A 19,022-nucleotide genomic window follows, 5' to 3' on the forward strand; every position below is an offset into this window, starting at 1 on the left:
GAACGTTCAGCCGGCGGGGCCCGGGTCGCGGAAGAACCGGGGATAGAGGAGGGCGTTGGCGAGCGCTACGACGGTGAAGACGATGAGCGCGTCGACCATGCTCCAGTAGTAGAACGGCCGGATCCCCGCCACATAGTGGTTCATGTAGACGGCCGCGAGAGCGCAGAAGAAGGCGGCCATCAGCAGGTAGCTCTTCAGGCTGCGGACCCAGATCGAACCTCGGAGCACGGGGTTCAACAGGTGGAAGACGACGGCGGCCACGAACCACATCGCGTAGTTGTAGCCCAGCGAGATCATGAAGTCGGTGGACGTGAAGTCCTGGTCGAACGCCTCGGGGAAGAGCGGCAGGGGCCGGTGCATCGGCTCCATGATCGTGAACCCTTCGATGAACCCGCCCACCGTATAGCGCACGACGTTCAGCACCACGACGAGACCGGCCAGCTTCAGGATCGTCTTCACGTTGCTCCTCTCCCGGCTCTCGCCCGCACGGGTCCGGCCTACAGGCTGCGGGTTTCCCCGTCTCCGACGGTGCGAGACTATCCAACACGCAGTATCGGAACAACGGAACCGGGAACGGAAACAGCGAGGGATGGTCGATGCTTGTCAGAAACGCCGTATTACCGTCGAGACCGGCCAGGGTCGTCGCCGGCGCCTTCGCCGCGGTTGCATGGTGCGGTGCGCTCGCCTGCGGTGCGGGATCCGAGGGCGGAGCGCCGGAAGCTCCGGTCGATACGTCTCCCTACCACATCCTCGTGACCAACGACGACGGCATCGAGTCGCCGGGCATCCAGGCGCTGGCGACGGCGCTGCGGGCGGTCGGCGAGGTGACGGTCGTGGCGCCCTGCAGCCAGCAGAGCGGGACGAGCATGAGCATCAGCCTGGACGAGGAGTTCCGTGTCCGGGACACGCCGGCGGGGAACTGCGTCGAAGCCACGCCCGCCAGCGCCGTCCGCCTCGGGATCCAGGCGCTCGCGCCGGAATCCGGGTTCGATCTCGTCGTGAGCGGGATCAACATCGGCGCGAACGTCGGTGAGATCTCGCACATGTCGGGCACGGTGGGGGCCGCGATGATGGGGGCCTACCTGGGGGTGCCGGCGGTGGCGGCCTCGCAGGACTCGGGCCCGGGCGCGTTCGAGCACGCCGCCGGCATCGTTGCCCGCTTCGTCGCGGAACTGCGGCGCCGGGGGCCCGAGATCGGCATCGTCTATTCGCTCAACTTCCCGGCCGCGACGGCGGCCGAGACGCGCGGCATCGCGGCCCGGCCCATGGGCGGCAGCTACTTCCGCATCGTCCACGAGGAGGTGACCGAGGAGCCCGGCGAAGAGGTCGCTGACGCCGAGGGAGGGCGGTGGTTCAGTGCGGTGTTCGGGCCTCCCGAGGCCATCCCGGCCGGGAGCGACACCGAGGCGTACAACGAGGGCCTCGTCACGATCACACCGCTCCGTTTCGACTGGACGGACCGACCCACCGTCGAGGCTCTGGAGGGGTGGGACCTGGAGGCGCTCCTCGACCGTCCCTAGGCCGCGCCCGGACTACCAGCCGAGGACGTAGCCGAACACGAGCGGGGCGACGATCGTCGCGTCGGATTCGATGACGAACTTGGGCGTGTCCACGTCCAGCTTGCCCCAGGTGATCTTCTCGTTGGGGGCGGCGCCGGAGTACGACCCGTAGCTCGTGGTGGAGTCGCTGATCTGACAGAAGTACGCCCAGTAGGGACACCAGCGCCGCAGGTCCTGCCGGATCATGGGGACGACGCAGATGGGGAAGTCACCGGCGATCCCGCCCCCGATCTGGAACAGGCCGACCGGCGCCGCGTTCGGGTCGGCGCCGGTCTCCGCCGGTAGCGACGCCGCGTTCGGGTCGGCGTCGATGTCGGGCGCCTCCGCCAGTGCTCGGCCGGTGCTCGTGCGCACGTACCACTCCGCGAGCGCCGCCATGTACTCCGTGCCTCCGAGGACGGGCCCGGGACGGCCCAGTCCGCCGCCGAGCTGTTCCGCGACGAGGACGTTGCCCAGCGTGGAATCTTCCCACCCGGGCACGAACAGAGGGAGGTCCGCCTCCGCCGCCGCCACGAGCCAGGAATCGGCCGGATCGATTCGGTAGCGGTCGGCGAGGGTCCGGTCGCGGATCAGTTCGTAAAGGTACTCGTGCGGGAGCCGGCGCTCGCCCGCGGCGTCGGCCGCCCGCCACAGCTCGCGCAGCGGCGCCTCGACCGCGCGGAACGCCTCGGCCTCCGGGATGCAGGTGTCGGTCACGCGGTTCAGCCCGCGCCGCTCGAGGTCCTTCTCCTGTTCGGCCGTGAGCGCGCGCCAGTCCGGGATGCGGAGGTAGCGGTCGTGCGCCACGAGGTTGAACAGGTCCTCCTCGAGGTTCGCGCCGGTGGCGCAGATCGCGTGCACCTTCCCGGCCCGGATCATCTCCGCGAGGGAGAGGCCGAGTTCGGCCGTGCTCATGGCGCCGGCCAGCGTGAGGAGCATCTGCCCGCCGCCGTCGATCAGGTCGCGCCAGGCCTCGGCGGCCGCCCGCAGCGCCGCCGCGTTGAAGTGGCGGTAGTGACGGTCGATGAAGTCGGTGAGCGTCACCCGGGTGCGCTCAGACCTGGACGGTCGCCTGGAAGGTCGGCGGGCGGCGGACGTTCGTCGCCTGCTCGAAGGCGTACGCGAGACGGATGAGCGTCATCTCGCTCCAGGCGCGGCCGCACAGCGACATCCCGACCGGGAGCCCCCGGATGAACCCCATGGGGACGGACATGTTGGGGTAGGCGGCCATGGCCGGCGGCGTGGAGCACCCGCCCCCGCCCCCGCCCGAGGCGTCCAGGGGATCCTGCATGGCGGGGATCCCCGCCGTGATCCCGACCAGCGCGTCCAGCCGGTGCTCATCCATGGCCCGGTCGATCCCTTCTTCGCGGGAAAGGCGATGGCTCGCGGCCAGCGCGTCGAGGTAGCGCTGGTCGGTGAGCGGGCCCCGTTCCTGCGAGCGCACGTGCAGTTCCTGCCCGTAGAGGGCGAGTTCGAGGTCGTGGTTCGCCTCGTTGTACTCGATGAGTTCGGCCAGCGACTTGATCGGCGCGTCCGGTCCCAGCGAGGCGAGATAGGCGTTGAGATCCGCCTTGAACTCGTGGTACAGCACCTCCATCTCGTACTCGTTGCCGAAGCGGAGTTCCTCCGGGAGCGTGACGGGGTCGACGACGGTCGCGCCCTCCGCCCGCATGACGTCGAGCGCCTCCTCGAACAGGGCGTCGACGCGGGTGTCGAAGCCGGCGTACTCGCGGAGGACGCCGACGCGCGCGCCTTCGAGGCCGGCCGGGTCGAGCGCGCCGGTGTAGTCGGTCAGGAAGTTGCCCGCGCTCGCGGCGGTCAGCGGGTCGCGGGGGTCGACGCCGACCATGGTGCCGAGCATGATCGCGGCGTCGCGCACGGTGCGGGCCATGGGGCCGGTGCTGTCCTGGCTGTGGGCGATGGGGATGACCCCGCCCCGGCTGTGGAGGCCGATCGTGGGCTTGATGCCGACGAGGCAGTTGCGCGACGACGGGCCGACGATCGAGCCGTCGGTCTCGGAGCCGATCGTCGCGACGGCAAGGTTGGCCGCGGCCGCCGACCCGGACCCGGAGCTGGACCCGCCCGGCGTGCGGTCGAGCGCGTACGGGTTCCTGCAGAAGCCGCCCCGGCCCCCGTCCCACCCGCGGCCGCTCCAGCCCGACGCCCCGAACTCGAACGACTTCCAGCCCGCCCACTCGCTCATGTTCGCCTTGCCGAGCAGGAGCGCCCCGGCCGAGCGCAGCCCCGCCGCCACGAACGAGTCCTGCGGCGCGATGGACCCGAGGAGCGCCGTCGACCCGGCCGTCGTCGTCATCCCGTCCGCCGTGTCGACGTTGTCCTTGAGCAGCAGCGGGATCCCGTGCAGCGGTCCGCGAGGCCCCGAGGCCTGGAACTCGCGGTCGAGTTCGTCGGCGATCTCCAAGGCGTCGGGGTTCGTCTCGAGCACCGCGAACAGCCGCGGTCCCTGCCGGTTCAATGCCTCGATCCGCTCGAGGTACATCTCCGTGATCGATCGGCAGGTGTACTCGCCCGACCGCATGCCGGCGTGGACCTCGTCGATCGTGATCTCCTCGAGCGCGAAGTCGGGGATGTCGGCCGCCGAGGTCTCGTCCCCCGATCCTCCGGAGCCGGAGGCAGGGGCGTCGTCCCGGGGCGCGCAGCCGCCGAGGGAGAGCAGGGCGCCGGCCGCCGCGCCGGCCTGCAGGAAAGTGCGCCGATCCATCTCGGACATGGTTCCTTCCTTCCGGTCTCGAGGGTCCGCCGCGCCGCGGAAACGCCCGGCCCGGCTCCGCGATGGACGCATCATGGACGCCGCTTCGTCCAACGGTCAATGAGTCCGCCCGCCGCGGCCCCGCTTCGGCCCCATTGACGCCCACCCGCGTCCCGCTCCACCGTCCGAGGTCACCCTTCCGGAAGGAGATGAGGATGAGGGCCACCGTCACACGTCGCGGCCTGCTGCGGATCGGCGTCCCGCTCGCCGTCGTATCCCTTGGCGCGGCGGAGGTGCGCGGACAGGCCGCCCCCGACTTCTCGTCCGTCCGCGACGAGATCCGGCGCGCGCTCGTGGCCTGGGACCAGCCCTCGATGGCCGTCGCCGTCGCGCGGGGCGGGGAGGTCGTGTGGGAGGAGGGGTTCGGATGGGCGGACCGCGAGCGGCGGATCCCGGCCACGGAACACACGATGTACTCGCTCGCCTCGATCTCGAAGCCGATCACGGCGACGGGGCTCATGATCCTCGTGGAACGGGGTCTCGTCGACCTCGACGCGCCGGCGAACGACTACCTCGGCCCGGCGAAGATCGACGGACGGGCCTGGGACGCGGCGCGCGCCACGGTGCGGCGAGTCGCGAGCCACACGGCGGGACTCCCCCTCCACTACCAGTTCTTCTACGAGGACGAACCGTACCGGCGCCCGCACATGGACGAGACGATCCGGCGCTACGCGAACCTCGTGACGGCGCCGGACGAACGCTGGAACTACTCGAACCTCGGCTACGGGATCCTCGACTACATCATCGAGCGCGTCTCGGGGCAGTCGTACCCGGACTTCATGCGCGACGAGGTGTTCCGGCCGCTGGGTCTCACCCGGACGTCGGTCGACATCGGCCCGGGGCTCGAAGACTTCACGGCGACGCGGTACGCGACGGACCAGAGTCCGATCGCATTCTACGATTTCGACCACCCCGGCGGCTCCGCCGTGTTCAGCAGCGCGCACGACCTGGTCCGCTTCGGGATGTTCCATCTCGGCCGCGACCTCCCCGAACAGCGGAGGATCATCTCCGATGCCTCCATCGAGGCGATGCGGCAGCCCATCCGGGAGAGTGCTCCCACCGACACGTACGGGCTCGGCTGGGTGGTGCGGGATCTCCCGGGCGGCCTCCGCCTCCAGCGCCACGGCGGCGGGATGGGCGGCGTCCGCACGGAACTCGCCATCGCCCCGGAGGAGAACGCCGCGGTCGTCGTCCTCTCGAACTCGGCCACGCCCCTCACCGGCTACATCTCGAACCTCCTCTGGCACACGCTGTTCCCGGACGCCGTGCCGAAGCCGACGCCGCCGGAGGTCCCGGACCCGCACCGGCTGGAGCGCGAGGGGATTCTCGAGGAGGCCGGGGACGGCGCCGCCCCGCTGATCGACTTCGCGCCCATGCCGGAGCTTGCCGGGGACTGGGTCGGCGAGGTCCACACCCACCTCGGGCCGCACCGGTTGGCGCTCGCGATCGATGACGGAGGCCGCGTCCACGTCCAGCTCGGCGACGACCTGTGGACACTGCTCAACAACGCCCGCTTCGACGGCGAGTACCTGCGGGGCGGCTTCAGAAGCGACATCGGCACCGAGGACGCGAACCGCACCGACTACGTGCTGTCCGTCGAACTCAGGCTCCGGGGCGACCGGCTGAACGGCTCCGTGATGGCCATCACGCTCCCGAACGTGCGCCTGGGGAACGCCCTCACGCACTGGGCGGAAGTGCGCCGCCGATGAGGTCCCGGATCATGCTCTGGGCGGTCGCGCTGTTCGCGGTCGCGTGCGGGCCCGGGGAAGACGCGGCTGACGCGCCGCCCCCGCCGCCGGCCGCCGCCCCTTCCGAGGCCGAAGCCGTCGCCGCCGATCACCTCGACTATCTGCTCGCGAACTACGAGAAGTCGGAGTACATGGTCGCGATGCGGGACGGGATCCAACTGTACACCCTCGTCTACGAGCCGCTCGACCGCTCGCGCGAGTATCCCATCCTCCTCTTCCGCACGCCCTATTCCATCGGTCCCTACGAGCCCGGCGAATACCGGAACCCGCTCGGGCCGTCACGGGAGTTCGACCTTTCCGGCTACATCTTCGCCTTCCAGGACGTGCGCGGGCAGTTCCGGTCGGAGGGAGAGTTCGAGGTCATCCGTGCCCCCGCGCCGGAACCCCGCGGCCCGACCGATACCGACGAGATCACGGACAACCGGGACACGATCGAGTGGCTGCTCGCGAACGTCGAGAACCACAACGGGCGCGTGGGGCAGTGGGGGATCTCCTACCCCGGCTGGCAGACCGTGATGGGGATGGTGGACGCCCACCCGGCACTCGTGGCGTCGTCGCCCCAGGCCTCGCCGTCGGACATGTTCATCGGCGACGACTGGCACCATAACGGGGCCTTCCGGATCATGTACGCCTTCTCGTGGCTGTCCGGAAACGCCCGTCGCCGCGACGGTCCCACCGACACGCGCGGCGCCCGCTTCGACTACGGCACGACCTCCGGCTACGACTTCTTCCTCAACGCCGGGTCCGCCGCCACGGTGGACGAACTCTACTTCCACGGCGAAGTGCCGGCGTGGCGCGACTTCATCGAGCACCCCAACTACGACGAGTTCTGGCAGCGGCAGAACGCCCTCCGCTACCTGGACGACGTCCGCCCGGCGACGCTGAACGTGGCGGGCTGGTTCGACACCGAGGACTTCTACGGCCCGATGTCCATCTACCGGACCGTCGAGGCGGAGAATCCGGGGCTCGAGAACACGCTCGTCGTCGGCCCCTGGCTGCACGGCGGCTGGGCGCGCATGGACGGCGACTTCCTCGGCTGCATCGCCTTCGACACGAAGACCTCGCACCACTTCCAGCGCGAGTTCCAGTTCCCCTTCTTCGAATACCACCTGAAGGACGAGGGGACGTGGGACGCGACCGAGGCCCACGTCTTCCTCACGGGGATGAACGAATGGCGCGCGTACGATTCCTGGCCGCCGGCGGACGTGGCCCCGGTGAGCCTGTACCTGGGTCCGAACGGCACGCTGGGCTTCGAGCCGCCGACGCGGACCGCGGACTCGGGGGCCGAGGCGGCCGTGGACCTGCACGCCGACTCGTACCTGAGCGACCCGAGCCATCCGGTGCCGTTCTCCGCCGAGGAGCGCACCACGCTGGGCCACCTGTGGAAGGTGGAGGATCAGCGCTTCGCCTCGGAGCGCCCGGACGTCCTCGTCTACCAGTCCGAACCCCTGGAGGAGGACCTCACGATCGCGGGCCCGATCGGAGCCGAGATCTTCGTCTCCACGACGGGGACGGACTCCGACTGGATCGTGAAGCTGATCGATGTCTATCCCGATGACGCCCCGCCGAGCGCGAACTGCGACGTCCCCATGGGGGGCTACCAGATGCACCTCGCGGGCGAGATCATGCGCGGCCGCTTCCGGAACGACTTCGAGAACCCCGAGCCGATGGTGCCGGGGGAGGTGACCCGGATCGAGATCGACCTCCGCGACCGCTTCCACACCTTCAAGGCGGGACACCGGCTGATGGTCCACGTTCAGAGTTCGTGGTTCCCGGCGTACGACCGGAACCCGCAGACGTTCGTGGACACGTACACGGCGGCGCCGGGGGATTACCGGGCGGCGACGCAGACGGTGTACCGGTCCGCCGACTATCCTTCGCGAGTGATCCTCGGCGTCCTGCCGGAATCCCCGTAATCGAAAGACCCGAATCCCCCGTAACCGGAAGACCCCCAGGAGGAAGGGATGGCACGGATGACCCTGCGAACCGCGACGACCCTGGCGCTTGTGCTCTCGACCGGGATCGCTTGCGCACCGGAAGACGGGGGCGACCCTGAAGTTGGCGGCTCCGAGGCGGCCGGCGCCTTCCCGGCCGAACCGCCGGACGGGCCGATGCCGGAGATCGGGCCGGCGCCCGCGGACTACACGCCGACGGCGGCGGGCTCTCCCTCCACCGACATCTGGCTGGGGACGCTCGTCCGCGAGGGCGGCGCGCTGTCGATCCCCGACCTGGGGCAGGCGACGGACCGCGATGCGTACGACAACCAGCCCAGCTTCCTCCTCGACGGTTCGGCGATCCTCCACACGGCGGCGCTGGACCGCAGGCAGACCGAGATCATGCGGCTCGCGGCGGCGTCCGGGGCCGAGCCCGGCGCCTCCGAGCGGTTGACGCAGACGGAGGAGGCAAGCGAGTTCTCGGCGCTCCAGATTCCGGGGCAGGACGCCTTCTCCGCGATCCACGAGATCCGGGGGAAACAGTACCTGTGGCGTTACGACCTCTCCGGCGCATCGATCGGGCCGATCTTCGCCACCGCCGAGCCCGTGGGGTACCACGCGTGGGCCAACGAACGCGTCGTCGCGATGTTCATCCTCGGCAGTCCGCCCACCCTCCAGGTCGGGGACGCGCTGACGGGCGAGATCCGGATCGTGGCGGAGAGCCCCGGCCGGTCCATCCACCGCATTCCGGGGACGGAGGCGATCTCCTTCGTGCGGAAGGTCTCGGACGACGAGTGGTGGATCGAACGTCTGGATCCGGCCGCCGGGACCAGCGAGCGGATCGCGCGTACGCTCCCCGGGCGGGAGGACTACGCCTGGACGCCCGAGGGCGAGATCCTGATGGGCGACGACTCGCGCCTGTTCGCGTGGTCGGAGGGCTCGGACTGGACGGAAATCGGCGACTTTTCGGACCTCGGCGTCGAGGGCATCACCCGCCTCGCCGTGAGCCCCGACGGCTCCCGAATCGCGATCGTCGCCAACCGCCCGGCGGGCTGACGACAGTCACGAGCCGACGCCGGGTTGCCGGCGGGACTATCCGGGATCTTCGTGGACGGCCACCTCGCGTGACAGAGTGCGGAGATAGTCGGCGATGGCCTCCTCGCTCATCGACTGGCGAGCCCGGCATTCGCTTGTCCACTTGAACCCCCGGTACGAGGACAGGCCGAGCGCACCACCCAGAACCAGCGACGCCCCTACCGCGTACGGACGGGCATCCTGGGCATCCTCGTCCTCAAAATCCGTCAGGGCGATATCGAGAGCGCTGACCCCGAACAGGACAGCCATGGTCCCATCCACGAAAGGCGTAAAGGCCGATGTCGTGCAGGTTCCGGTTGGTAACGGCCCGTCGCCCAGCGGTGGCTTGCTCACAAAAAGAGTGGAACAACCGCTCAGGAGAAGCACGGAGCCGAGCACGAGACAAGTACGCCTCATCGAACCTCCATCGCCGGGATCGCGTCTTCGACAGAACTCGGGCAGATGCCCCGCTACGACTACTGAGACGACCCATACACGGCAACGGTCACACGACTCCGGCGGTCCGTCGTGGAACTTTCGCCGGGCGCGCCTACTCGAAGAGGAGGCGGTCGAGTCCCTGCGTGAGGCCCACGCGCTCCGGCGCGAGCCGCGCGGCGAGCAGGGTGCCGGCCACGTAGGGTTCCGCGCTGGATCCCGCGTCGTGCCGGATCGAGAGCCGTTCTCCGGGGAGGCCGAAGATGGATTCCACGGAGATGACGTAGCTCGGCAGCCGCAGCGAGTGGACCTGCGCGCCGCCGATCGTGGCCCCGCGCGCCTCCCGTGAGCCCAGGGTGTCCTCGACCGGCCGCCCGAATTCGTTCGCCGCGACCGTCCCCAGGAACTCGGCCAGTTCCTGCGCGGTGCCGCTGGGTGCGTCGGGCTTTCCGGCCGACGCCATGTCGACGATCTCCCAGTGCGGCACGTGGCGCGCCGCGATGCCGGAGAAGTGCTTCAGGAGGGCGGCCGTAATGGAGAAGTTGCCCGCGGCGATCACGCCCACGCCCGCCGCGCGCGCGGCCTCGTCGATCTCCCCGTACTCCCGGCCGGTGAGTCCCGAGGTCCCGACGACCGCGGCCACGCCCGCCTCGATCGCGCACATGACGTTCGCGTAGACGGTGCCCGGGTGCGTGTAGTCGATGTAGACATCGGCCGGCTCGCGGAGCGCTTCCGCCACGCCGGCCGTGATCCGCACGTCTCCGACCGTCTGCCCCGCGGCCCGCCGCGCCACGGCGCCGGTCAGTTCGAACTCGTCCGACGCGAGGATGGCGGCTACGACGCTCTCGCCCGTCCACCCCGTCGCCCCTCCCACGCAGACCCGAATGCTCATCTTCGCTCCGTCCGATTGCGAGTCCATGGCCGCTTCCCGGCGGCTCCACGGCGGCTCTCCCGACGTTCCCGCGGGAACGTAACCTGCGAGGATGGTATGTTGCCGGTCCACGAACCCCCGGCCCGAGGAAAACGACCATGAGCATGGATCGCCGCGACTTCGTTCGGACTTCCGCCGCCGGCCTGGCCGCGGCCGCCACGCCCGCCGCCCTGGCCGCCGAGCGCCGCCCTTCCCGGGCCTCCGACGGCTTCGGGGCTCCCGCCGTCCACCGTTCGCGGGCCGCCCGGCCCATCATCGTCTCCGACTTGAGCGGGATCCGTTTCAACAACGGCGGACCCGAGAGCTCCGTGGAACGCGCCTTCCGGGGGATCGTCGAGGGCGAGGACCTGCTCGACGCCCTCATCGCGGGCGTGAACATCCCGGAGAACGACCCGACGGAGATGGGGATCGGCTACGGCGGGCTGCCCAACGCGGACGGCGTCGTCCAGCTCGATGCGTGCTGCATGCACGGGCCCCGGCGCTGGGCGGGCGGCGTCGCGGCGCTCGAAGGCGTCCGCACGCCGTCGCTCGTGGCGAAGGCCGTGGCCGAACTCACCGACCACCACCTGCTCGTCGGAGCCGGCGCGCAGGCGTTCGCACGCCAACTCGGGTTCGAGATCGAAGATGACCTCAACACGGAGGCGTCGCGCGCCCTGTGGCTCGAATGGCGCCGGCGGATCGACCCCGGCCACTGGCTCGACCCCCGCAAGCGGCTCGAAGCCGGGCTGTCGATGGTCGACGACGGCCTGATTCCGGCCCATTCCTTCTGGGGGACGACGAACTGCAACGCGGTGAACGCGGACGGGGACATCTGCGGCGTCACCACGACGAGCGGCCTCTCGTGGAAGATCCCGGGCCGCACCGGAGACTCCCCGATCCTCGGCGCCGGGCTGTACGTGGACAACGATGTGGGCGCCGCCGGCTCGACGGGCCGGGGCGAGGCGAACCTCTACAACCTCTCGTCCTTCCTCGCCGTCGAGTTCATGCGCCAGGGGATGAGCCCGCTCGACGCGGGCATGGCCACGCTGGAGCGCATCAAGTCGAACACCGTCGAGTCGAGGCTCCTCAACGCGCGCGGCCTGCCGAGCTTCGACGTCCGCTTCTTCCTGCTCAACAAGCAGGGGGAGACGGCGGGCGTCGCCCTGTACGGCTCCGCGGAGACGCACTACGCCGTCTGCACGGAAAACGGCGCCGAGGAGCGCCCGTTCGAGGGCCTGCTGGAGGGCTCGCCCCGCGACGCGTAACCGGGACTAGCGGTTGTAGGCGGGCGTCGGTCCGCGCAGCCGCGCCCACACGCCGTCGCAGGCGTCGAGCACGTCGGCGTCGAGCGGCGGCGCGTCGAAGGCGTCGAGGTTCTCCTCGAGGTGCTCGATGCGCGAGGCGCCGACGATGATGCAGTCCGCGCCCTCCTGCGCCCGCAGCCACCCCAGCGCGAGCTGCACCGGCGTCAGGTCCGCTTCCCGCGCGATGGTCTCGACCTCGGCCACGGCGTGGAAGTACTCGTCGTGCCAGAAGCGGTCCAGGTACATGCGGTTGCCGTCGAAGCGCGTCCCCGGCAGCGGCGCTTCCGGCCGCTGCTTCCCGGTCAGGAGCCCGCCCGCGAGCGGATTGTAGACGACGTTCGAGATGCCGTAGCGGTCCGTGAAGGCGAGGTATTCCTGCTCGATCCCGCGCGCCGCGAGGTTGTACATGGGTTGCGCGATCCACGGCTTCGCCCACCCCTCGCGCTCGCAGATGGAGAACATCTCGCACATCTGCCACGCGCTGTAGTTGGACGTCGCCGGATAGCGGATGAGTCCCTCCGCCCGAAGCTCCTCCAGCGTGGCGAGACTCTCCTCGATGGGCGACTCATAGTCCGGCAGATGCAGGTAGTAGACGTCGAGATAGTCCGTCCCGAGCCGTCGCAGCGAGTCGTCGATCCCGCGGCGGATCGCGTCGCGCGAGAGGCCGGTGTATTCGACGGGGTCTCCCATCGGATTGCAGACCTTGCTCGCGAGGATGACCTGCGCGCGCCGGCCCCCGAGGACCTCTCCGAGGACCTCCTCCGACCGCCCCTGGTTGTAGACGTTCGCGGTGTCGAAGAAGTCGACGCCCCGCTCGAAGCACAGGTCCACCATCGCCGCGGCCGCATCGACATCGGTCTGCGACCCGAAGGTCATCGTGCCCATGCAGGCGCGGGACACCTCGAGGCCGGTATGCGCGAGTTTTCGTCTCTCCACGTTCTTTCGTATCCTTCCATAGGGAGCCGGTGTCCGGGAACGCCCGCTCACCCGGGGCGGACCGGGCGGTGCCGGCAACGTAGCAGAACCTCAGCGGGGGATGGAACCGATGACGACCGGCCCGGTCCGGACGCGGACGCTGGAGGAACTCGCGGCCGACGCGGCGGCCCGCTACGCGGCGGCGAATCCCCTGAGTCAGGCGAGCTTCGAGCGCTCGACGAACTACCTGCCGGGGGCGGACACGCGAACGGTCAACCACTACGACCCCTTCCCCGTCACCATCGTCCGCGGCGAAGGGTCGCGACTGCACGACCTCGACGGGCACGTCTACGTCGATTTCCTCAACGACTATACCGCCGGGCTATACGGCCACTCGAACCCCGCCATCCAGGCCGCGATCGTGGAGGCGGCTGGGAGGGGCCTGACCCTCGGCGGCCCGAGCCCGAACCAGCAGGAGTTCGCCGAACTCATCTGCCGGCGCTTCCCGTCCGTCGAGCGCGTGCGCTTCACGAACTCGGGGACCGAGGCGAACCTCATGGCGGTCAGCCTCGCGCGCGCCGTGACATACCGGGAGGGCGTGCTCGTGTTCGACGGCGCGTACCACGGCGGGCCGCTGAGTTTCGTCGGCCCGGACCGGCGCCTCAACGTGCCCTTCCCGTGGACGGTCGCGGACTACAACGATGCGGAATCCGCGCGATCGCTCATCGCGGAACGGGCGACCGACCTCGCCTGCGTGCTCGTCGAGCCGATGCTCGCGGGCGGCGGCTGCATCCCCGGGACCCGGGTGTTCCTGAACGCGCTGCGCGACGCGACGCGCCGGGCGGGCGTCCTGCTCATCTTCGACGAGGTCCAGACCTCGCGGCTCGCGCCGGGCGGCCTGCAGGAGGCGCTCGACATCCACGCCGACCTCACGACCTTCGGAAAGTACCTCGGGGGCGGCGCCTCCTTCGGCGCCTTCGGCGGGCGCGCGGACCTGATGGATCGCTTCGATCCGCGCCGGGAGAATCACCTGAGCCACCCCGGCACGCACAACAACAACTCGCTCACCATGGCCGCGGGCCTCACGGGGCTGCGCGACGTGTTCACGCCCGACGCCGTGCGCCGGCTGACGGTGCGGGGAGACGCCCTGCGCGCCGCCCTCAACGGGGTCGCGGCGGCGAGGGACGCGCCCGTGCAGGTGACGGGCCGCGGGTCGATCATGACGGTCCACTTCCAGCGGGCGCCGATCCGCCGTCGCACCGACGTCGCCCACACGCCGATGGCGGCCCGCGACCTCTTCCAGCTCGAGATGCTGCTGGCGGGGTTCTACATGGCCCGCCGGGGCTTCGTCACGGTCTCGCTCGCGCACGATGACGAGGACTGCGACGCGCTGGTCGCGGCATTCGACGCCTTCCTCGCAAGGCACGCCGCCGCCATCGACGCGGCGCTCGGCTGATGGGATCGAAGATGAGGTTGGGGCGGGCGGCGCTGGTCGCGGCGCTGCTGTCGATGACCGCCGCCGGTTCCGCCGCGGGCCAGGAGGCGGCGGAGTGCGGGGAGCGGGCGTCGCTTCACGTCCTCGTCACGGAGGAGTCCGGGGCCCTCAACCTGCCGGGGGCCACGGTCGTCCTCCGCTGGACCAGCGAGCAGGTGCTGAGGCCGCTGCGCGAAGCCGCCGGCGCGGACGGGCGCTTCTCGCTCTGCGTCCCCGCCGACGCGTCGGGGGCGACGGTATGGGCGGAGTTCGGGGATGATTCGAGCGAGGAGGCGACGCTCGCCTTCGAACCCGGCACGCCGGTCGAGGTCCACCTGCGCGTCCTGTTCGGAGACACGGAGCCGGGGAGGATCGTGGGCCGCGTCCTCGATGCGTCCACGGAGGAGCCCGTGGTCACGGCCACCCTGTCGCTCGTCGGCCGGCCGGCCGAGGTCCAGAGCGACCGCCAGGGCCGGTTCGCCCTCACCGGCGTGCCCGGCGGCGAGCACCTGCTCGAAGTCGAAAGGATCGGCTACGCTTCCCTCCGCTATCAGGTCACCGTGGTCCGCGGACTGAGCACGGAACTCCAGATCGGCCTCGTGCCCGCGCCGGTGGCGATGGAACCGCTCGTGGTGACCGCAACCCGGCCCCGGCGGCTGGAAGTCAACGGGTTCTACGACCGCAAGTACTTCGGCGAACTGATCGGCGGGGGCACGTACTTCACGGTGGAGGACATCGACCGCCGGCGTCCGCTCCGCGTCTCGCACATGCTCGCCGACGCGCCCGGCATCCGCCTTCGCTGCCCCGGCTCCGGGTTCCGCGACTGCTGGGTCGAGAGCCGCAGGGCGTCCGGAGGATTCACGCCCGGGGGCTGTGAACTCAGCGCCTATCTCGACGGTTCTCCGATTCCGGTCCGGGAACTGGACACGCTCGTGTTGCCGGCGGAGGTCGGCGGCATCGAAGTGTACCAGGGAGCCGGCGAGTTGCCGCCCGAGTTCGGCGGATACGACGCGCGCTGCGGGGCCGTGGTGATCTGGACGAAGTAGCCCGGCCGCGGCTCTCCGCGTCGTCGGCGGCCCGCTACCTCACCCGCACGTGCTTCTCGAGCATGCGGCGGCGCACGACGCCGCCGTAGACGTTGCCCTCCGAATCCACGCCCACGGCTTCGGCCCCGCTGTGCTCGATCGTCGTGGACTCGATGTCCTCGATGAAGTACGAGACCGACCCGTCCCGCGCGCTCCCGACCCGGATCCCCTTCTTCCAGCCCGGGTTGTTCGGCCCCCAGCTCTCGGAGTCCGCGACGTAGATCGTGTCGTCCTCGTCGATGAAGATCCCGCTCGGGCGGCTGAACTGCTTCCACTCCTCCAGGAACGTCCCGTCCTCGAGGAAGATCTGGATGCGGTTGTTGGCCCTGTCGCCGATGAAGATCCGTCCCTGCGAATCCCGGGCGATGGCGTGCGGCGTGCTGAACTGGCCGGGCCCCGAGCCCGGTCCTCCCCACGCGTCGAGAAAGTCTCCTTCGGGATTGAAGCGCACGACGCGGTCGTTGCCTTCGCCGTGACCTTCGATGACGAGGAAGTCGCCACCGGGAAGGACGAGAACGTCCGTCGGCTGGTTGAACACGTCGGGACCGAGACCCGCGACGCCGGCCTGTCCGAGCGTGAGCAGGAGCTCGCCGTCGGAACTGAACTTGAACACCTGGTGCCCGAGTTCCCCGTTCCCGCGGGCGTCCGTCGCCCAGACGTTCCCCTCGTGGTCGATGTGGAACCCGTGCGGATAGTTGAAGAGTCCCGCCCCCCAGGAATCGAGCGCCTGCCCGGACATGTCGTATTTCACGATCGGGTCTTCGGGCCGGTCGGCGCAGCTGTTCTCGAAGCAGCGGTGCATGACGTAGAGATGGCCGTCGGGTCCCTGCTCCACGCCCGTGACCTGCCCCCACTGCACCGCGCCCGGGGGCATTTCCGCCCACGGCTCCAGGCGCTCGTAGGGGTTGGGCAGGTCGTTGACGGGCTCAAGCTCCGGCGTCGCGCCGTCCGCGTTCGCCGCCCCGCCTTCGTCCGCGGAGCCGCCGCACGCGGCGACGGCCGCGGCGAGGACAAGGATGCCGAGTCGTGTGGTTCGCCGTGTCATGTGTCGTCTCCCTCATCGGTTTCGGGTCTTTCGGCCGCAGTGGGCCCATCGGCCGCGGCAGGCCCATCGGCCGGAGCGGGGCCGTCGGCCGGAGCGGGCCGGCTGCCGGTCCGGATCACCCCCTCCTGGGCGACCGAGGCCACGAGCGCCCCTTCCCGCGTGAAAAAACTTCCGCGCGTAAACGCCCGCGCGCCGCTCGCGACCGTGCTCTCCGTCACGTACAGGAGCCATTCGTCGACCCGGAAGGGACGGTGGAACCACATCGCGTGGTCCAGCGAGGCGCCCATCAGGTCGCGGTCGAAAAAGGTGCGCCCGTGCGGCACGAGGGCGGCGCGCAGGAGCCCGTAGTCCGAGGCGTAGGCGAGCACGGCCTGGTGCTCGAGCGGGTCATCGCCCAGGTCTCCGACCGTGCGGATCCAGGCGCGCCGGACGGGCCGGTCGGGTTTCGGTCTGAACGGGTCGAGCGGGGCGACGGGGCGGCGGTCGAGCGGCCGGTCCTGCGTGAGCAGGGAGCGCAGCGGCTCGGGGACGCGGGCGGCCTGTCGCCGAATGATGTCGATCTCGGACTCGAGCGCCTCCGGCGGCAGCACGTCCGGCATCGTGTCCTGGTGCTCGATGCCGTCCTCGGTTTTGTGGAACGAGGCGGACATGTTGAAGATCGCGCGGCCGTGCTGGATCGCCGTCACGCGCCGCGTGGTGAAGCTCCGTCCGTCGCGCAGGCGGTCCACGAAGTAGACGACCGGAATCTCCAGATCGCCCGCCAGGATGAAGTATCCGTGTAGCGAGTGCGCCGAGCGGTCCTCGGTGTCGACCGTCCGGCGCGCCGCCACGAGCGACTGGGCGAGCACCTGTCCCCCGAAGATCCGGCCCGAGCCGATGTCCCGGTTCTGCCCGCGGTAGATGTTCCGCTCGACCGGTTCGAGGTCGAACAGGTCGACCAGGTCCCGCGCGGTGTAGGTCAAGGGAAGCGCTCCGGCGGCACGCGGCGCAGGGTGGCCTGCTCGAAAGCGTACGCGAGTTCGATGAGCCGCGGCTCGCTGCAGGCGGCCCCCGTGAACCCGATCCCGAACGGCGCGGGCCGGGCGTCGAAGCCATCGGGGAAGGCCGGCGTCGGCGCGTTGGGCACGAAGCCGAAGGGCACGACGATGTGCGGGTACTGCGCCCGCGCCGCGAGCCCGGCCCCCCGGCTCCCCGGCGTGAAGATCGCGTCGAGGTCGTATTCCTCCAGCACGGCGTCGATCCCGCGCGCCTGGCTCAGGAGCGAGTCCTTCGCCATGTCCGCCGCGTTCCGGGCCCGGTCCGCCTCCACGTCCATCTCGTCGGAGATGTCGTAGCGCGACTGCTCGTACTTCATCGACCCGGCCGCGCGGTGCGCGAGGTTCCACTCCCGAAGCTCCGTCAGCGTCGCGACCGGCGCCGAGGGCCCGAGCGACGCGAGCCAGGCGTCGAAATCGCGCTTCATCCCGTACTTGAAGTTCACCGAACACCCCTCGTCCGACCCCTTCGCCTGGTGCCCGCCGATGCAGAGCGGCCATGTGTTGAAGTTCGCCTCGGGGTCCGGATCGACGAAGCTGGGGATCTCGGCCGGGTCCACGACCACCGCGCCCGCCGCCTCGAGGACCGCGATGGCCTCGGCCATGAGCGCCGCCGCTTCGCCTCGGAGGCCGCCGATCGTCTCGCCTCCGACCTCCACCGGCTCGTAGTAGAAGGCCCGGGGGATCCCGATCCGGGCGCCCTCCAGCCCATCGGCGTTCAGGAACGGCGTGTAGTCGCGGCCCGGGGGCGCCTCGCACCGCGCGGTGGCCGCGTCGTTCGGGTCGGGCTCCGCCCCCTCCATCGCGCCGAGCATGATCGCCGCGTCGGTCACCGTGCGGGCCATCGGCCCCGCCATGTCGTGGTCCAGCGTCACCGGGGCCACGCCCCAGCGGCTGACGCGCGCGATCGTCGGCCGGATGCCGACGAGCATGTTCGCGTTCGAGGGGCTGATGATCGACCCGCCCGTGTCCGTCCCCACGTTCGCGGACCAGAAGCTCGCGGCCGTCCCGATCCCCGAACTGGAGCCGCCCGTGGTGAGTGCCGGACGCCCGTCGTTGCGCCCTTCCCGCGGGTCGCGGCGCGGGTCGTAGGGGTTGAGGCCGTAGCCCGTGAGGGCGTTGTAGTTGCCCGGCATCTGGTTCGGCGGCCCCGCCATGAAGTTCGCGAACTCCGTGAGCCCGGCCTTCGCGATGATGATCGCGCCCGCCTCGCGCAGGTTCGTCGTCAGCGTGGCTTCGTACGGCGGGAAATACCCCTCGAAGGCGAGCGAGCCGCCCGTCGTCGGGATGTGCGTGGTGTGGATGTTGTCCTTGAGCGCGACCGGGATGCCGTGCAGCGGCCCCGCACGTTGCCCGCCGCCCGCTCGGCGTCGAGCGCCTCGGCCTCCGCGAGCGCGTTCGGGTTGACCGAGACCGCCGCGTTGAGCTGCCACTCGTAGCGCGCGATCCGCGCCAGGTGCTCCATGACGATCTGTCGCGACGTGACCTGCCCGCTCTCCATCGCGGCCCGCATCTCCGGAATCGTCGCCTCCACCACGTCGAACGGCTCCGCCTCGGACGCCGGGCCGCCGCACGCCACCAGAACGGCGGCCAGCACGACGCTCGCCGGCAGGACGCGCGCCGACCGGACGCGCCCCAGCTGGAATTCGGCCCCCTGGGCGCGGGTGTGGACGTTTGGAACTGACCTCATGGGACCCTCCGAATTCCCGGGACTCCGACGCGGACCTCGAATCTCGCCCTGTCGTCGCCGTATAGT

At 70.4% G+C, this 19,022-nt stretch carries 16 protein-coding genes; 7 read left to right on the plus strand and 9 right to left on the minus strand.

All coding sequences use genetic code 11. The annotated features are described in order from the left end of the window. Positions 1–6: 6 nt before the first annotated feature. The gene (locus ACOGI9_RS01955) at positions 7–459 is read right to left on the minus strand and encodes a hypothetical protein (RefSeq protein ID WP_419858223.1); all 453 of its coding nucleotides are present in this window, start codon (positions 457–459) and stop codon (positions 7–9) included. Positions 460–596: 137 nt separating this feature from the next. On the opposite strand from ACOGI9_RS01955, the gene surE reads away from it, so the two are divergent. Beyond that, entirely contained in the window at positions 597–1,520 is a 924-nt protein-coding gene (surE, locus tag ACOGI9_RS01960) for a 5'/3'-nucleotidase SurE (RefSeq protein ID WP_419858224.1), read from the plus strand. Between the two features lie 12 nt (positions 1,521–1,532). On the opposite strand, the gene ACOGI9_RS01965 is transcribed toward surE, so the two are convergent. Together ACOGI9_RS01965 and ACOGI9_RS01970 are read right to left on the minus strand one after the other, a co-directional pair. Further along, positions 1,533–2,582 carry a deoxyhypusine synthase family protein gene (locus tag ACOGI9_RS01965; protein ID WP_419858225.1) on the minus strand — a complete coding sequence of 350 codons (1,050 nt, stop codon included), beginning with the start codon at positions 2,580–2,582 and terminating at the stop codon, positions 1,533–1,535. A 10-nt stretch (positions 2,583–2,592) separates the two neighbouring features. Next, complete coding sequence (locus tag ACOGI9_RS01970) at positions 2,593–4,269, minus strand: amidase (RefSeq protein ID WP_419858226.1); 1,677 nt, start codon at positions 4,267–4,269, stop codon at positions 2,593–2,595. 194 nt (positions 4,270–4,463) lie between these two features. Here ACOGI9_RS01970 and ACOGI9_RS01975 point away from each other — a divergent pair, with 194 nt between their 5' ends. From ACOGI9_RS01975 to ACOGI9_RS01985, 3 genes are read left to right on the plus strand one after another with little or no spacing between them, the layout of a single operon-like run. After that, positions 4,464–6,017, plus strand: coding sequence for a serine hydrolase domain-containing protein (locus tag ACOGI9_RS01975; RefSeq protein ID WP_419858227.1), 1,554 nt, complete (start codon positions 4,464–4,466; stop codon positions 6,015–6,017). After that, positions 6,014–7,972 carry a CocE/NonD family hydrolase gene (locus tag ACOGI9_RS01980; RefSeq protein ID WP_419858228.1) on the plus strand — a complete coding sequence of 653 codons (1,959 nt, stop codon included), beginning with the start codon at positions 6,014–6,016 and terminating at the stop codon, positions 7,970–7,972. The genes ACOGI9_RS01975 and ACOGI9_RS01980 overlap by 4 nt, the downstream gene beginning before the upstream one ends. Before the next feature lie 48 nt (positions 7,973–8,020). Then, a complete protein-coding gene (locus tag ACOGI9_RS01985) occupies positions 8,021–9,046 on the plus strand; it encodes a hypothetical protein (RefSeq protein ID WP_419858229.1) in 1,026 nt (341 codons plus the stop codon). 36 nt (positions 9,047–9,082) lie between these two features. Here ACOGI9_RS01985 and ACOGI9_RS01990 read toward each other — a convergent pair whose 3' ends face one another. Then, entirely contained in the window at positions 9,083–9,334 is a 252-nt protein-coding gene (locus tag ACOGI9_RS01990) for a hypothetical protein (protein ID WP_419858230.1), read from the minus strand. A gap of 280 nt (positions 9,335–9,614) precedes the next feature. Beyond that, on the minus strand, positions 9,615–10,391 hold the full coding sequence (gene dapB / locus ACOGI9_RS01995) for a 4-hydroxy-tetrahydrodipicolinate reductase (RefSeq protein ID WP_419858231.1): 777 nt from the start codon (positions 10,389–10,391) through the stop codon (positions 9,615–9,617). Positions 10,392–10,528: 137 nt separating this feature from the next. On the opposite strand from dapB, the gene ACOGI9_RS02000 reads away from it, so the two are divergent. Then, positions 10,529–11,674, plus strand: a complete 1,146-nt coding sequence (locus ACOGI9_RS02000) for a N(4)-(beta-N-acetylglucosaminyl)-L-asparaginase (protein ID WP_419858232.1) — start codon at positions 10,529–10,531, stop codon at positions 11,672–11,674. Between the two features lie 6 nt (positions 11,675–11,680). Here the strand turns inward: ACOGI9_RS02000 and ACOGI9_RS02005 are convergent, their stop codons facing one another. Then, the gene (locus ACOGI9_RS02005; protein WP_419858233.1) at positions 11,681–12,649 is read right to left on the minus strand and encodes an aldo/keto reductase; all 969 of its coding nucleotides are present in this window, start codon (positions 12,647–12,649) and stop codon (positions 11,681–11,683) included. 109 nt (positions 12,650–12,758) lie between these two features. Here ACOGI9_RS02005 and ACOGI9_RS02010 point away from each other — a divergent pair, with 109 nt between their 5' ends. After that, on the plus strand, positions 12,759–14,084 hold the full coding sequence (locus tag ACOGI9_RS02010) for an aspartate aminotransferase family protein (RefSeq protein WP_419858234.1): 1,326 nt from the start codon (positions 12,759–12,761) through the stop codon (positions 14,082–14,084). Further along, positions 14,084–15,148, plus strand: a complete 1,065-nt coding sequence (locus ACOGI9_RS02015; RefSeq protein WP_419858235.1) for a carboxypeptidase regulatory-like domain-containing protein — start codon at positions 14,084–14,086, stop codon at positions 15,146–15,148. Before ACOGI9_RS02010 ends, ACOGI9_RS02015 begins: the two co-directional genes overlap by 1 nt. A 34-nt stretch (positions 15,149–15,182) precedes the next feature. Here ACOGI9_RS02015 and ACOGI9_RS02020 read toward each other — a convergent pair whose 3' ends face one another. Genes ACOGI9_RS02020 through ACOGI9_RS02030 form a run of 3 tightly spaced genes read right to left on the minus strand, consistent with a single transcriptional unit; the run spans position 15,183 to position 18,699 of the window. After that, positions 15,183–16,232 carry a peptidyl-alpha-hydroxyglycine alpha-amidating lyase family protein gene (locus ACOGI9_RS02020; RefSeq protein WP_419858236.1) on the minus strand — a complete coding sequence of 350 codons (1,050 nt, stop codon included), beginning with the start codon at positions 16,230–16,232 and terminating at the stop codon, positions 15,183–15,185. Continuing rightward, a complete protein-coding gene (gene tesB, locus ACOGI9_RS02025) occupies positions 16,229–17,194 on the minus strand; it encodes an acyl-CoA thioesterase II (RefSeq protein WP_419858237.1) in 966 nt (321 codons plus the stop codon). Before tesB ends, ACOGI9_RS02020 begins: the two co-directional genes overlap by 4 nt. After that, positions 17,191–18,699: an amidase family protein gene (locus ACOGI9_RS02030; protein WP_419858238.1), complete on the minus strand. Its 1,509-nt coding sequence runs from the start codon at positions 18,697–18,699 to the stop codon at positions 17,191–17,193. The genes tesB and ACOGI9_RS02030 overlap by 4 nt, the downstream gene beginning before the upstream one ends. Positions 18,700–19,022 lie beyond the last annotated feature (323 nt).

The sequence above is a fragment of the Candidatus Palauibacter irciniicola genome, assembly GCF_965208695.1.
GTDB lineage: Bacteria > Gemmatimonadota > Gemmatimonadetes > Palauibacterales > Palauibacteraceae > Palauibacter > Palauibacter irciniicola.

What these genes read in the sequence shown, in the direction of transcription:
- ACOGI9_RS01985 (WP_419858229.1), top strand. Translation starts at nt 8,021, where the DNA reads ATGGCACGGATGACCCTGCGAACCGCGACGACCCTGGCGCTTGTGCTC.
- dapB (WP_419858231.1), bottom strand. Translation starts at nt 10,391, where the DNA reads ATGAGCATTCGGGTCTGCGTGGGAGGGGCGACGGGGTGGACGGGCGAG.
- surE (WP_419858224.1), top strand. Translation starts at nt 597, where the DNA reads ATGCTTGTCAGAAACGCCGTATTACCGTCGAGACCGGCCAGGGTCGTC.
- ACOGI9_RS01980 (WP_419858228.1), top strand. Translation starts at nt 6,014, where the DNA reads ATGAGGTCCCGGATCATGCTCTGGGCGGTCGCGCTGTTCGCGGTCGCG.
- ACOGI9_RS02000 (WP_419858232.1), top strand. Translation starts at nt 10,529, where the DNA reads ATGAGCATGGATCGCCGCGACTTCGTTCGGACTTCCGCCGCCGGCCTG.
- ACOGI9_RS01990 (WP_419858230.1), bottom strand. Translation starts at nt 9,334, where the DNA reads ATGGCTGTCCTGTTCGGGGTCAGCGCTCTCGATATCGCCCTGACGGAT.
- ACOGI9_RS01970 (WP_419858226.1), bottom strand. Translation starts at nt 4,269, where the DNA reads ATGTCCGAGATGGATCGGCGCACTTTCCTGCAGGCCGGCGCGGCGGCC.
- ACOGI9_RS02010 (WP_419858234.1), top strand. Translation starts at nt 12,759, where the DNA reads ATGACGACCGGCCCGGTCCGGACGCGGACGCTGGAGGAACTCGCGGCC.
- ACOGI9_RS01975 (WP_419858227.1), top strand. Translation starts at nt 4,464, where the DNA reads ATGAGGGCCACCGTCACACGTCGCGGCCTGCTGCGGATCGGCGTCCCG.
- ACOGI9_RS02015 (WP_419858235.1), top strand. Translation starts at nt 14,084, where the DNA reads ATGGGATCGAAGATGAGGTTGGGGCGGGCGGCGCTGGTCGCGGCGCTG.
- ACOGI9_RS02020 (WP_419858236.1), bottom strand. Translation starts at nt 16,232, where the DNA reads ATGACACGGCGAACCACACGACTCGGCATCCTTGTCCTCGCCGCGGCC.